Raw genomic sequence first — 12511 nt, 5'->3', positions numbered from 1 at the left:
ACACGGGAGTCCACGTGACCAAGAAAGCCTTCATCACCGGAATCACCGGCCAGGACGGGTCGTACCTCGCCGAACTGCTGCTCTCGAAGGGCTACGAGGTGCATGGCCTGATCCGCCGCGCCTCCACGTTCAACACCTCGCGCATCGACCACCTCTACGTGGACCCGCACGACCCCACCGCCAAGCTCTTCCTCCACTACGGCGATCTGAGCGACGGCGTGCGCCTCGTCACACTCCTCGCGGAGATCCAGCCGGACGAGGTGTACAACCTCGGCGCCCAGTCGCACGTGCGCGTTTCGTTCGACGAGCCGGAGCACACGGCGGACACCACCGGCACCGGTTCCATCCGCCTGCTCGAGGCCGTGCGCACCGCCGGCATCCGCCCCCGGTTCTACCAGGCGTCGTCGTCGGAGCTCTACGGCGCCACCCCGCCGCCGCAGAACGAGGACACCCCCTTCTATCCGCGCTCGCCCTACGGCGCCGCGAAGCTCTACAGCTACTGGATCACGAAGAACTACCGAGAGGCGTACGACATGTTCGCCGTGAACGGCATCCTCTTCAACCACGAGTCGCCCCGCCGCGGCGAGACCTTCGTGACGCGCAAGATCACCCGCGCCGTGGCCGCCATCAAGGCCGGCACACAGGAGCACCTCTACATGGGCAACCTCGACTCGGTGCGTGACTGGGGTTATGCCGCGGAGTACGTGGAGGGCATGTGGCGCATGCTGCAGGTGGACGAGCCCGAGGACTTCGTCCTCGCCACGGGCACCGCCTACACGGTGCGCGACTTCCTCCGGATCTCGTTCGAGCACGTGGGCCTCGACTGGGAGAAGTACGTGAAGTTCGACGAGCGTTACCTGCGCCCGACCGAGGTGGACGCCCTCGTCGGTGACCCGTCGAAGGCGGAGGCGAAGCTGGGCTGGAAGGCCACGGTTCAGCCCGACCAGCTGGCTCGCATCATGGTGGACGCCGACATCAAGACTCTCGAATGCGCCGGCACCCCGTGGATCGACAAGGTGAACCTCGCGTCGTGGACGCCCGAGGCCGTGCTGTGAGCGACGGCGTCGACTTCGGGGGAGCACCCCTCGACCGTTCCTCCCGCATCTACGTCGCCGGTCACCGCGGCCTCGTCGGCTCCGCCATCTGGCGGAAGCTCGAGGCCGAGGGGTTCACCGATGTGATCGGTCGCACCTCGTCCGAGCTCGACCTGAAGGACCGCGAGGCCGTCTTTGCCTTCTTCCGTGAGACGAAGCCGCGCTACGTGGTGCTCGCCGCCGCCAAGGTGGGCGGGATCCTCGCGAACAACACCTACCCGGTGGACTTCCTCACCGAGAACCTGCAGATTCAAGTGAACGTGATGGACGCCGCTCTCGAGCAGAAGGTGGAGCGGTTGCTCTTCCTCGGGTCCAGCTGCATCTACCCGAAGTTCGCGCCGCAGCCGATCCACGAGGACTCGCTCATGACGGGGCACCTCGAGGAGACGAACGACGCCTACGCGGTGGCCAAGATCGCCGGCATCTTCCAGGTGCAGGCTGTGCGGCGTCAGTACGCTCTGCCGTGGATCAGCGCCATGCCCACCAACCTCTACGGACCGGGCGACAACTTCTCCCCGCGGGGATCGCACGTGCTTCCGGCACTCATCCGCCGATACGACGAGGCCGCTTCGGCTGGCACACCGTCGGTGACGAACTGGGGAACCGGCTCACCCCGCCGCGAGTTCCTGCACGTGGACGACATGGCGTCTGCCTGCCTCCACCTCCTCGACCACTACGACGGCCCGGAGCAGGTCAACGTGGGAACGGGTTCCGATGTGACCATCAAGGAGATCGCCGAGACGATCGCCAAGGTCGTCGGGTTCGAGGGCGACACCGAGTGGGACACGTCGAAGCCCGACGGAACCCCGCAGAAGCTTCTCGACGTCTCCCGCCTCGCTGACGCCGGCTGGACGGCGCAGATCGGGCTCGAGGACGGGCTGCGGTCGACTGTTGAGTGGTATCGGGAACACGTCGAACAGATTCGAGGCTAGGTAGTGATGTGCGTAGCAGCGAATGAAGGGAATGTGTTTTGATCGCGCTCTCCGCTGTGGTCGCAATGATCACGCTTCTCTACATGGTGGCGACATCGCCTGTTCGAGGCCTAGGCCGTTTTGTGGCGCCAGACACGACCGCCGCAGTCATGCTCGCGATGATATTTGGGGTTCGCCCGTTGTTCACGGATCGCTTCGAAATAAGGACGATGTACGGACTGATCCCGGATACGAATGCCCTCGACACAGCGATGACTGTAGGCGTCGTGAGTCTCTCGTTCTTCGGGTTTGGCGCATTCATTGCTGCAGTTCGCCCGACGCGAGCCGCGATCTTCTCGAAGCAGTCCGCTCCGATTGAGCGTCGAGAGGTGCGTTTGACTGCGGGAGGTGTCCTTGGCATTTCCGTTTTCGCGATCGCGCTATACGTCGCTGCGATTATCGTCCTTGCGGGTCCGTCGAGCCTGACGGCGCTGAGTGGCGGGCGTTCAGAAGATGCAACGCTCGGCGGGGTTCCCGAATTTGTGCTTGTGATCCCGATGGCCGGTTCCGTTGCAGCGACCATCTTCTTCATCTCACGACGGAATCGGCAGATCCACGTGTTCGAGCTTTTGTTGATTCTGGCGGCAATCGCGATCTCACTAACGGCGCTTTCACAGTTGGGCAATCGCAGGTTCCTGATTCCGGGCCTGCTAATCCCACTGGTAGCCGCGCTTATTCGGTCCCCTGTTCGTTTGAAGGCCTGGCACCTCGTCCTAGGCGTCGTTGGTTTCCTCTTTCTGGCCATTGTGCCGATGGTGAGGTCCGCGGGAGCGCGGATGCCGGGCGAGAACCTGCTGACAGCATCCCTGCGATACTTCGGAGACGAAGGGTTTCGTGGAGTTTTGACTCCGGTTTTCGCCTCGTACGATACCGAGATGCTCGACTACATAGCCGTCTTTGCCGGGCAACCCAACCCTGAATACGGTCTAGGGAGAGGGACGCTTCTTGAATTTCTAGCCCGCCCACTGCCAGGGGATGTCTTCGGTACCGCGTTCTCTGACCAGGTTCTCACTTCGATTTGGGGTGGAGGTTGCGGACAGCCCTACTGCCCTGTTGGCTCGCTAGCAGGCGTCCTTTACTTCGATGGCGGCCTTCCCGCGGTTGCCGTCGGCTCTTTCCTGTTCGGGATTGCCGTTCGGTTCATTGCAAATCGTTGGGCGTTCAACTCGATGTTGTCGACGGTCTCTGCATCGTCAATTGCGGTCGTTTCAGGCTTTGCGCTGGTTGCCGCTCGCACAAACACTGTGCATGCCATCTGGTGGTGCGTCTATGTCCTCCTACTGATGGCGGGAATATACTTGATCTCTTCGCGACGGATGGATGGGCAGGCGAGCCTCGCAAAGGCGCCAGGTGAGCGCTTAGAAGTGCGGGAAAATCTGCGCGACGGGGATCGCTCTCTCGCGGGCGATCGTAGGGCTGATGGAGCTCTATCATGAGGGCTGTATGGGTCGTTCAACCGTACGTACCGAGGTACCGCGTGCCATTCTTCGAGGGTCTCGCGAAGGTCCTGCTAGACGACGGTATCGAGCTACGTGTAGTCGCATCTTTACCGGATCGAGCACAGGCTGCACGCGAGGACTCGACAACTCCAGAGTGGCTATCGCTCACAAGACCACGTCGCCTCAAGCTAGGGTCACGTTCAGTCGTGATGACGCGGACTTCCGCTTTTTGGAAGGACGCGGATGCGGTCATACTTCCGCTGGTAGGCCCAAGCTTCGACAACTACGAGGCAATGGGATTTCGAATGAGATCCCACTTAGCTTTGGGTCTATGGGGGCACGTAAAGAACTATGTGAGTGACGACAATATCCTCGACCTCTGGTCCGAGAAGATACAGATGAAGCACTCGGATCATGTTTTCGCTTATACGCAAAGTGGAGCCGATTATGCCCGCTTGCAAGGTGTTCCTGGCGACCAGGTGACAGCTGTCATGAATACAGTTGACCTCGGGTCTCTTCGTGCCGAGATCGAGGCTGTTACCGATGTCGACTTGCAGATGTTTCAAGAGAAATATCAGTTGACTGCCTCGAAAGCGATCGCGTACATCGGGGGAATTGATCGCAGCAAACGTATCGACCTCTTGGCGGAGATCATGGATGAGGTCTGGGATCGCCGACCGGAGGTGAAGTTCATCATCGCAGGCAGCGGCGATCAGGTTCATCTTCTTCGGCCAGGAATTGAGCGAGGGCAGGTTGCATTCCTCGGTCGCATCGACGACCGGGGCAAAGCGCTTCTCTCGCGGAGCTCGTCGGTACTTGTGAATCCTGGAAGGGTGGGGCTAATAGCGGCAGAGGCGCTGACCATGGGCCTTCATGTGGTTACCACGAGGTGGAAATACCATGCTCCAGAGATCGCTTATCTGGAACCGGGAATCGACGTCACATATTCAAACGATAGTGCTGCGATTTTCGCGGATGCACTCCTGGAGGCCTATTCGCGGACAGGCCAGCAGAGTGCAAGCGTGCCACCCGAACTAGGCGACATGATTCAGAATTTCCGGTCCGGAATTCTGCGAATGCTCGAGCGGCGAGCTTCGAAGGCTCAGCGAGTAGCGAAGAGCGAGTAGCGAGCGGAGAAGCAGATGGCGCTAGAGAAACTTCATGGGTTGCAAGGACTTCGGGCGGTCGCCGCAGCATGGGTGGTCATCGAGCACTATCGGCTGATCCTTTATGCACTCTTTCCCGCTGCTGAAATCGTCGCCCCGTGGGTTCGATCGGGTTTTCTCGGAGTAGAGATCTTCTTCATCCTGAGCGGGTTTATTATCGCGTACAACTACGCAGGCCGCTTCGCAAGCTTCTCGAGCAAGCAATATCTGCGCTTTATCCAGCTCCGATTCGCGCGTGTCTACCCGGCGCACCTCATCACTCTTGCGGCCGCCGGTGTCTTAGTCGTCGGCGCAGCTTTGATGGGGATGCAGCTAGAAACTGGAGGAAACTACTCACCTGGGTCTTTTCTAGGCAATGTATTTTTGTTGCAGGCGGTACCAGCTGTCGGTAGCTGGAACCCTCCTGCGTGGTCTATCTCTGCGGAGTTTCTGGCCTACCTGGTGTTTCCGGTACTAGCTATCGCTCTGGCTAAGATTCGAACAGGGCGACAGGGATTCTTACTTGCGGCAGCCGTTGCAGTTGCTGGAACCGCAGGGATGATGGGTCTATCTGTCGTCAACGACTCGCCTACCGGCGGCTGGATGGTGCTTCTCCGCATCTCGGTAGAGTTCACGATCGGGGCTCTCCTTTTCGCAGGATGGCGTTGGCTGGGCGATAGTAGGTTCAGCACGCGGTGGGAATGGGCAATTCTCGGGTCTGTCGTTGCCATCCTCATGATTGTTGGCGCGGTAGGAGGGGAAGGCTCAATCGCCCTCATCGCAGTTCCGTTTATTGCCCTCCTCGTTATTGGTTGCGTAGGCGCGACGGGCCCCCTGGCACGAGTCCTCGCTTCGCGCGTCCTGCAATGGGGTGGAGAAATCTCCTATTCGGTTTATATGACTCACTTTCTTTTGCTTATGGTGTTTGGCAAGGTGCTGCCTCTCGAAAGCCTGGCGAACTCGGGACTACTGATCCGCATGGCCGTATTTGCGGCATGCATGGCGGCTGTCGTCGCGGCTGGGGCATGCTGCTACTACCTCGTGGAACGACCAGGGCGAGAATTCGTAAGGCGAATCACGGAGCCCAAACCTAAACGCGAGGTCGTCCCGACGCGCTGATTGCTATGCGGACTGGATTAGCTGGCCCGAGACAAGGGCGAAAAGTCTGGTCTGGCGACGGCCGCGTGGCATGTTGAGAACGACGGCAACGCGCCGCAGTCGGCCACGATCAGCCGCAGCCTGTACGACACCAATCTGAGCGGTTGTTTGCCATGCCCCGGAAGGGCAATACCGCAGCGCGGGGCCAACATGGTGTGCTTCAAGGCGCGTGGCACAGTCAAGGGAGTCTCGATCGCAACGTCCCTGGGCCTCGAAGCGCGGGGAGTAAGCGCACGAGATGAATGAAATCGCACAATGGACCATTCCCTTTTTGCGCGGCCAACTGGTCGCCGATGGGCTCGATGCCGGCACGATGACGACCGTCGCCGTCGTCACTTCAAGCAGCTGGCGCTCATGAACTATATGCATGGCACCCGAATCTCACACACCGCGATCCTCCGATCAATCGTCCGACTCATGCCGAGCTCGGCGGTCGCGGCGTCGATGGAGGTACCGCGGTGAGGACGCGCACCATCTCGTCGCGTTCGAAGGCCTTGATGCGGGGAAGGTGCTCCGCTCGGGACAGGAGTTCGGGTGGGAGGTGCCGGGTGTCGATCATGTCGATCGTGTCGCGGCATCTTTGGTCACGGTCGCGAGTTCGGCGACGTTCCCGGGCCACGCGTAGTCCGCGAGGGCGCGCGCGGCGCCCGGGGTGATGTCCACGGCGCGATCCAGCGTCTGCCGCGCTCGCGGCGCTTCCGAGGAGGAGATTCAGGGGTTCCACCTGTCGGGCCGTTAGCTCTACGTCAGGAGTCTGGGATCCACGTTCAGTCCCTCGGCCAGCCCAAGGACGAGCAGCCTAGGTTTCCCGTCAATCTCGTCTCGGTAAGGAAAGGAATCGACGAGGCCCTTCAGCGCTTCCGTTACCCCGTCGAAGATGCGGGCCTTCGCTGCGATGATGGGGTCTGTCACAGCGTGGTGAGAGAACACGTCCTCGGGCCAGGGGTCGTCGAAGTAGGGGCGGAATCGGGGCACAACGTCGTCGCGAACGAATCGAAGCAGGTAGTCGAGGTCATCCACGATCGATGGAAGAACTGGCCCTTCTCCTTCGAGCGTAACGATGGTCTCCACAACCGCTGCATCCACGGTGACCGCGGCCCCCTCGCGGAACGGGAACATTGGCATCACTGCCCATTCGTCATGCACGAGCCAGCGCAGCAAGCTCGACACCATGCCATAGGGCGGCTCGGCGGCCAAATCAACTATGCGGAACGCCGAAGGGATGGTCAGCCCGCCAGCCACCACGGTCGGCTGTTGGTGCTTGTCGCCGTTGTTGAGTCGATTCAGAAGCGCAAGCGGATGGCGGTTTTTAGTGCCGTCTGGTCCGGGTTGTAAAGTGGCAATTTCCGTCAGGGCCCCTGCAGAAACGCCCCCCGCAATGACAAGGGCCTTCATTGAGGGCGTCACTCTAATGGGGAATTGTGTACCGCCCGGACCGTCGACCGGGGTCCCGCCATTCGACCGCACCAGAGCTCGAGCCAGGTAGTCGAGCACCGACCGGATGTTGTTTCCGACGTCACCCGCGACGGCGCGTATGGCACGCGGGGGTGGCTCGCGCAGGTTGGCTCGCACGCCCCAAGGCACCTGCTGATCATCGATACGGGTCCCATCCGTTGACGGCAGCAGTGTCATCGGGAGGCCCGATGTGTAGTCGGTGACCATCTCGTCGAGTTCTCGCAGGTGGTGCTCTGCTCGTTCGATTTTGAGTTCGAGGTCGTCAGGTAGGGGGATGAGAGCCACGCGCCCAAGGTAATGCTAGTTAGCGCTGCAACTCCTCCCTAGTTCGGGTTCGCGTAGGCAGAGATCCCCCTGCCACCCGAACGCGACGAGGGAGGTTCTGGTCATCACCGTCGACTGTTCGCGCCAGCTTCCACCAACGAAGAAGAGCCCGGCCAGTGGCCGGGCTCTTTCGCTTCCTACGCCTGTCGCCCGTGGCGACAAAAAGTGCCCCCGGAGGGATTCGAACCCCCGACCTTCGGTACCGGAAACCGGCGCTCTATCCCCTGAGCTACGGAGGCGCACTGCCCGTTCACGTTACCAGAATCCGTTCGGGCTCCTGGACACGAAGGGAAGGGGGTCGCTAGATCGTTTAGCGATCTCTAGGCTCGCTGCATGACCGACGCTCCGGCACGCTCTTTCCGCGATGTGCTCCGCGATATCCCCACCCGCCCGACCGAGATGCCTCCGCTGCGCGCAGCCGACGCTCCGGCGGATCCGCTGCGTCTCCTGCGCCGGTGGCTGGAGGAGGAGTCGGAGCGACAGACCCCCGTCGCCCATGCGTTCGCCCTCGCGACGGTGTCGCCCACGGGCATTCCGCAGGTGCGCACGGTGATCCTCAAGGATCTCGACGACGCCGTGTGGTTCGCCACCCCGTCCACGAGCGCGAAGGGTCAGGCCATCTCCAACACCCCGATCGCTGAGGCTTCCTTCTATTGGGCGTCCACCGGTCGCCAGATGCGGCTGCGGGGCTTCGTGGAGGCGGCTCCCCGCGAGGTGTCGAAGGCGGACTTCACCGCCCGCCACCCGAAGGCCCGCGCCGGCGTGATCATCGGCCGCCAGGGACTGGAACGCGACGACCCCGCCGAGGTGGAGCGGCTCTACGATGAGGCCCTCGCCACCGTGGAGAAGAACCCCGACCAGGTGCCCGAGGAGTGGACGGCCTACTGCCTCATCCCCGACCACGTGGACGTGGTGCAGCTGCGCCCCGCGAGTGACGGCGAACGCATCGACTACTCGCGCCCGGGGAAGAGCGCCGCCTGGACCGTGCGCGACCTCTGGCCCTGACCGGCGCCGCGGGCACTCCGACCGCCGCGCTCAGCGATCGAGCACGATTCCGCGGCCCGTCCTCAGAGCGGTGACCACGAGCACGAGCCCCACCACCGCGTGCGTGGCGCCGATGACCACCCACGACAGGGCCGGGTCCACCGCGGGCAGGAAGACCATTGCGGCGGCGTTGCCGAGGTGGAAACCGCCGTGCACGCCGACGGCCGCCCACAGCGAGCGCGTCCACAGCAGCATGCCCACCGCGAGGAGCGCGAAGCCGAACGGCAGCGCCAGGTAGAGGAACTGATCGGCGACCGACTGCTGGCCGCCGTTCGAGGCCAGGTGGATGATGGTGAACGACAGCGTGGTCACTACCACCGCGAGCACCGGTCGGCGCCGCAACGCGGACAGCAGCCAGCCGCGGAACAGCAGCTCCTCGGGGATGCCCTGCAGGAGGAACGCCTGCGAGACGAGCGCCGTGATCGTGAAGGCCACCGGGGCGGGACCGAACGAGTCCGCGTCGGCGACGGGCCCGGTGGACGGCAGGAGAGCCGTGACCGCCACGACGAGGCCGCCGGCCACGACGACGGCCAGCAGCAGCCAGAGCGCCGAGCTGCGCGTCCACGTCCAGCCGGCGCTCCGCAGGGTCCTCCGCTCCACGAACCGCAGCCACAGGCCCACCAGAGTCACGACGATCGCGAGCATGGCGACCTGGAGGCCCACGAACACGGCGAGTGCCAGGGGAGTGGTCTCGGACATGACGTCGTTCCCACCCGGGATGAGGGTGACGAGCGCGGCCAGACCGCCGACCCCGAGGTTCGCGCCAAAGAGGACGACGATCGCAACGACCACTCGCACGGCGATGCCGAGCGGGCCGAGGCCCAGCCGCGGTGTCGCGTCGGGGGGACCGGAGGCGGCCTGGTTGGAAAAGGACTGAGCGGGGAGCGTCGTCGCGCTCGAGGAGGGGTCGAAAGAGGTCATGAACGGCACGCTAGGGCGGGGGCGGGCAGCCGCACCGGGCCCGCCGGTCACCGGCTGCGGTGACCCCGGTCACGCACTCCGCACCAAGGACGTGACCCGGGTCACGTCCGTGGGGCCGTCGCCGTGCCTACCCTGGGGTATGCCCTCGCGATCCGTTCGACGCACCCGCCTGCTCGACGGCGCCGCCGTCATCGGCCTCATCGGCCCGCTGCTCGTGGGCCTCTATCTCGCTCCGCAGCGGCCCGTGTGGATGACCGTGTGTGCGCTCGCGGCGCTCGCCGTGGCGGTGGGAGCGTGGGTGCTGTGGCGACGGGTGCCGCGGCTGCGTCGCGTGGCGGTCCTCGTCTTCGCGGTGAGCAGCATCGCGCTCCTCATCGCCGGTGACGGCCCGCTCGCCTTCGGCGGTGCTTGGCTCGCGTGCCTCCTCCTCGCCCTCACCTTCACCGGCCGGGCCGCCGTGATCTACATCGGGGTGCTCAGTGCGGTGGTCACCGCCCTGCATCTGGCGGTGGGGAGTCCCGTGGAGACGGTGATCGTCGAGGTGATCAGCAGTGCCGTGCTCGCCGGCTTCGGGGCGGCGTTCGCTCTCGTCGTGTCCGACGGTGATCGCGTGGAGCGCGAGCGGGAACGGTTGAGCGCCGAGCGCGAGGACGTGCTCGCCCGCCTCGCCGCCGCGAACGACGAGCTGCGCCGCCGCCTCGGCTCCGAGCAGGACCTCGTGCTCGCGCAGGAGCGGGAGCGCGCCTCCCGCGAGCTGCACGACGGGCTCGGTCACCGGCTCACCGCCGTGGGGCTCTCGCTGCAGTTCGTGGAACGGGCTCAGGGTCGCGACCCCGAGCGCGCCCACGCCGAGCTGCTGCGCGCGCGGGCCACCGTGGGGGAGGCGCTCGACAGCATGCGCCGGCTCGTGCGGGCCATGCACCCGCTCGAGCTCGGCTCCGCCCGCGGAGTCGAGGCGTTCGCGGCGATCGCCGACGCGTTCCGCTCCACAGGCCTCGACATCCGGGTGGACGTGGAGGACGACGCCGTGGAGGACGACGACACCGCGGGTGCGGGTGAGCTGTCGCGCGAGCACTCCCTCCTGCTCGTGCGCTTCGTGCAGGAGGGGCTCACGAACGTGGTGCGTCATGCCGACGCCGAGACGGTGCACCTGCGGGTGCGGAGCCACGCGGACGGCATCGACGCGTCGATCGAGGACAGCGGCTCGGGTCCCGTCGCTCCCGTGGCCGATGGTTTCGGGCTGCGCTCGCTGAGGGCCCGCGCCGAGACGCTCGGCGGATCCCTCGACGCCGACCCCACGGAGAATGGTTTCCTGCTCCGGATCTGGCTCCCGGCCGCGGACATCCCGGCCGCGGTCGACGCCGCGGACGAGCGGACCGCAGCGGCAGTGGTCGCGGCATGAGCGCCATCCGCGTGCTGATCGTCGACGACCAGGAGTTGCTCCGGCGGGGCCTGCGCATGCTGCTCGAGATGGAGGACGGCATCGAGGTGGTGGGTGAGGCCGAGGACGGGATGCGGGCGCTCGCCGTGATCCCCGAGACGGCGCCCGACGTGGTGCTCGCCGACGCGCGCATGCCCGTGCTCGACGGCCTGGGGCTCGTGGAGCGCTGTGCCCGCGACCACCCGGGTCTCCCGGTGCTCGTGCTCACGACCTTCGACGACGCTCTGCTCGTGCGGTCGCTCCTCGACGCGGGTGCCGCCGGATTCCTCCTCAAGGACGTCTCCACCGACGCGCTCGGCCAGGCGATCCGCCAGGTGGTGGGGGGAGGCCTCGTGATCGACCCGCGCGTGGCCCGCGCCGCGGTGGCGCCGGTCGACCGGCCCGCCGCCGATCCCCTCGCGAGCCTGTCGGCGGCCGAGCGGGCCGTCGCGGAACTCGTGGCGCGCGGGCTGTCGAACGCGGAGATCGCGCTGCGGTTGCGACTCGCGCACGGCACCGTGAAGAACACGGTCTCGGTGCTGCTGCGGAAGTTCGACGAGCGCGATCGAACGGCCCTCGCCCTGCGGCTCGCTCGGGCCGCGGAACCGGCCAGGGGAGAGGTACCCGGAACGGTCCGTTTCTGACCCCGGGCGTGCCAGGATTGGACGATGCCCGCCACCGTCACCTCGATGCTCGAATTCCGGCTCGCCGCGCCGAGCGACGTCATCATGTCGATCGCCGTCGCCGCCGGCACGCCCATCCAGCACGAGTCGATCACGGTGTTCGGCAACGGCCTCCAGCACCCCGTGCACGAGGTCCAGGGTCGACACGGCACGCGCCTTCACCGCTTCTGGGCGCCCGCCGGCACCTACCGGGTGGACTACCTCGCCGCGGTGCTCGGACAGCGCCCGATGGAGCCCGCCGCCGAGATCGACCTCATCGAGTACCTGCGCCCCAGCCGCTACTGCGAGTCCGACGAGCTCTACGGCTTCGCGTCCTCCACGTTCGGCCACCTCCAGGGCGGGCAGCTCGTCGACGCGATCGGCGCGTGGGTCTCGGAGAACTTCCGTTACGTGCCCGGTTCCACGAACGGCACCGACAGCGCCGCCACCACGATCCAGAGCCGTCAGGGCGTGTGCCGCGACTACGCCCACACCGTGGTCGCACTGCTGCGTGCCCGCGATGTGCCCGCCCGCGTGGTGGCCGTCTACGCGCCCGGTGTCTCGCCCATGGACTTCCACGCCGTGGCCGAGGCCTGGATCGACGGTCGTTGGATCGTGATCGACGCCACTCGCCTCGCGCCCCGCGCCTCGTTCGTGCGCATCGCGACGGGCCGCGACTCGGCCGACATCGCGTTCCTCACGAACCACTTCGGCGCCCTCACGCTCGACCGCGTGCACGTGACGGCCGTGGCCGACATGCTGCCGTTCGACGACTACCGATCCCCGTTCAGCATCGGCTGACGCCGCGCGCTCGGCGCTCCATTCCGGAGTCATTTACAGCGCTGTAGCCACCCCTGGGAACAACGCGAGCTGTCATC

12 protein-coding genes and 1 tRNA gene are annotated in these 12511 nt (G+C 65.1%); 9 read left to right on the top strand and 4 right to left on the bottom strand.

Annotated elements, in window-relative coordinates:
- The first annotated feature begins 14 nt into the window (after nucleotides 1–14).
- The 5 genes from gmd (at nucleotide 15) to ELQ94_RS06840 (ending at nucleotide 5768) form a co-directional block, all read left to right on the top strand.
- Nucleotides 15–1055: a GDP-mannose 4,6-dehydratase gene (gmd, locus tag ELQ94_RS06860; RefSeq protein ID WP_127048534.1), complete on the top strand. Its 1041-nt coding sequence runs from the start codon at nucleotides 15–17 to the stop codon at nucleotides 1053–1055.
- A complete protein-coding gene (locus ELQ94_RS06855) occupies nucleotides 1052–2026 on the top strand; it encodes a GDP-L-fucose synthase family protein (RefSeq protein ID WP_243696899.1) in 975 nt (324 codons plus the stop codon). The genes gmd and ELQ94_RS06855 overlap by 4 nt, the downstream gene beginning before the upstream one ends.
- 38 nt (nucleotides 2027–2064) lie before the next feature.
- Complete coding sequence (locus ELQ94_RS06850; protein ID WP_127048530.1) at nucleotides 2065–3501, top strand: hypothetical protein; 1437 nt, start codon at nucleotides 2065–2067, stop codon at nucleotides 3499–3501.
- Nucleotides 3502–3857: 356 nt separating this feature from the next.
- Nucleotides 3858–4631: a glycosyltransferase gene (locus ELQ94_RS06845; protein WP_166404675.1), complete on the top strand. Its 774-nt coding sequence runs from the start codon at nucleotides 3858–3860 to the stop codon at nucleotides 4629–4631.
- Between the two features lie 15 nt (nucleotides 4632–4646).
- Nucleotides 4647–5768, top strand: a complete 1122-nt coding sequence (locus tag ELQ94_RS06840; RefSeq protein WP_127048525.1) for an acyltransferase family protein — start codon at nucleotides 4647–4649, stop codon at nucleotides 5766–5768.
- Between the two features lie 594 nt (nucleotides 5769–6362).
- Here the strand turns inward: ELQ94_RS06840 and ELQ94_RS17770 are convergent.
- The 3 genes from ELQ94_RS17770 to ELQ94_RS06830 form a co-directional block, all read right to left on the bottom strand.
- On the bottom strand, nucleotides 6363–6482 hold the full coding sequence (locus ELQ94_RS17770; RefSeq protein ID WP_481808297.1) for an AAA-type ATPase lid domain-containing protein: 120 nt from the start codon (nucleotides 6480–6482) through the stop codon (nucleotides 6363–6365).
- A 66-nt stretch (nucleotides 6483–6548) separates the two neighbouring features.
- Nucleotides 6549–7547, bottom strand: a complete 999-nt coding sequence (locus tag ELQ94_RS06835) for a hypothetical protein (protein WP_127048523.1) — start codon at nucleotides 7545–7547, stop codon at nucleotides 6549–6551.
- Nucleotides 7548–7752: 205 nt separating this feature from the next.
- Nucleotides 7753–7825: transfer RNA gene (locus tag ELQ94_RS06830), tRNA-Arg, on the bottom strand.
- Between the two features lie 94 nt (nucleotides 7826–7919).
- On the opposite strand from ELQ94_RS06830, the gene ELQ94_RS06825 reads away from it, so the two are divergent.
- A complete protein-coding gene (locus tag ELQ94_RS06825) occupies nucleotides 7920–8591 on the top strand; it encodes a pyridoxine/pyridoxamine 5'-phosphate oxidase (RefSeq protein WP_127048521.1) in 672 nt (223 codons plus the stop codon).
- A 30-nt stretch (nucleotides 8592–8621) separates the two neighbouring features.
- Here ELQ94_RS06825 and ELQ94_RS06820 read toward each other — a convergent pair whose 3' ends face one another.
- Entirely contained in the window at nucleotides 8622–9551 is a 930-nt protein-coding gene (locus tag ELQ94_RS06820) for a CPBP family intramembrane glutamic endopeptidase (RefSeq protein WP_127048519.1), read from the bottom strand.
- Between the two features lie 139 nt (nucleotides 9552–9690).
- On the opposite strand from ELQ94_RS06820, the gene ELQ94_RS06815 reads away from it, so the two are divergent.
- From ELQ94_RS06815 to ELQ94_RS06805, 3 genes are read left to right on the top strand one after another with little or no spacing between them, the layout of a single operon-like run.
- Entirely contained in the window at nucleotides 9691–10953 is a 1263-nt protein-coding gene (locus ELQ94_RS06815) for a sensor histidine kinase (protein ID WP_166404674.1), read from the top strand.
- Nucleotides 10950–11615 (top strand): response regulator transcription factor, encoded by a 666-nt coding sequence (locus ELQ94_RS06810; protein ID WP_127048514.1) that lies wholly within the window; start codon nucleotides 10950–10952, stop codon nucleotides 11613–11615. The genes ELQ94_RS06815 and ELQ94_RS06810 overlap by 4 nt, the downstream gene beginning before the upstream one ends.
- Nucleotides 11616–11639: 24 nt before the next feature.
- Nucleotides 11640–12434 (top strand): transglutaminase-like domain-containing protein, encoded by a 795-nt coding sequence (locus ELQ94_RS06805; RefSeq protein WP_127048512.1) that lies wholly within the window; start codon nucleotides 11640–11642, stop codon nucleotides 12432–12434.
- The last annotated feature ends 77 nt before the right edge of the window (nucleotides 12435–12511 follow it).

The sequence above is a fragment of the Labedella endophytica genome, from assembly GCF_003990045.1.
Taxonomy (GTDB): domain Bacteria; phylum Actinomycetota; class Actinomycetes; order Actinomycetales; family Microbacteriaceae; genus Labedella; species Labedella endophytica.
The sequence above is the reverse complement of the archived record's forward strand: the minus strand, read 5'-3'. Positions and strand labels throughout refer to the sequence as shown.

Bases quoted from the DNA above. Each gene is read 5' to 3' on its own strand.
- ELQ94_RS06840 (WP_127048525.1), top strand. From the start codon at position 4,647: ATGGCGCTAGAGAAACTTCATGGGTTGCAAGGACTTCGGGCGGTCGCC.
- ELQ94_RS06810 (WP_127048514.1), top strand. From the start codon at position 10,950: ATGAGCGCCATCCGCGTGCTGATCGTCGACGACCAGGAGTTGCTCCGG.
- ELQ94_RS06815 (WP_166404674.1), top strand. From the start codon at position 9,691: ATGCCCTCGCGATCCGTTCGACGCACCCGCCTGCTCGACGGCGCCGCC.
- ELQ94_RS06820 (WP_127048519.1), bottom strand. From the start codon at position 9,551: ATGACCTCTTTCGACCCCTCCTCGAGCGCGACGACGCTCCCCGCTCAG.
- ELQ94_RS06825 (WP_127048521.1), top strand. From the start codon at position 7,920: ATGACCGACGCTCCGGCACGCTCTTTCCGCGATGTGCTCCGCGATATC.
- ELQ94_RS06805 (WP_127048512.1), top strand. From the start codon at position 11,640: ATGCCCGCCACCGTCACCTCGATGCTCGAATTCCGGCTCGCCGCGCCG.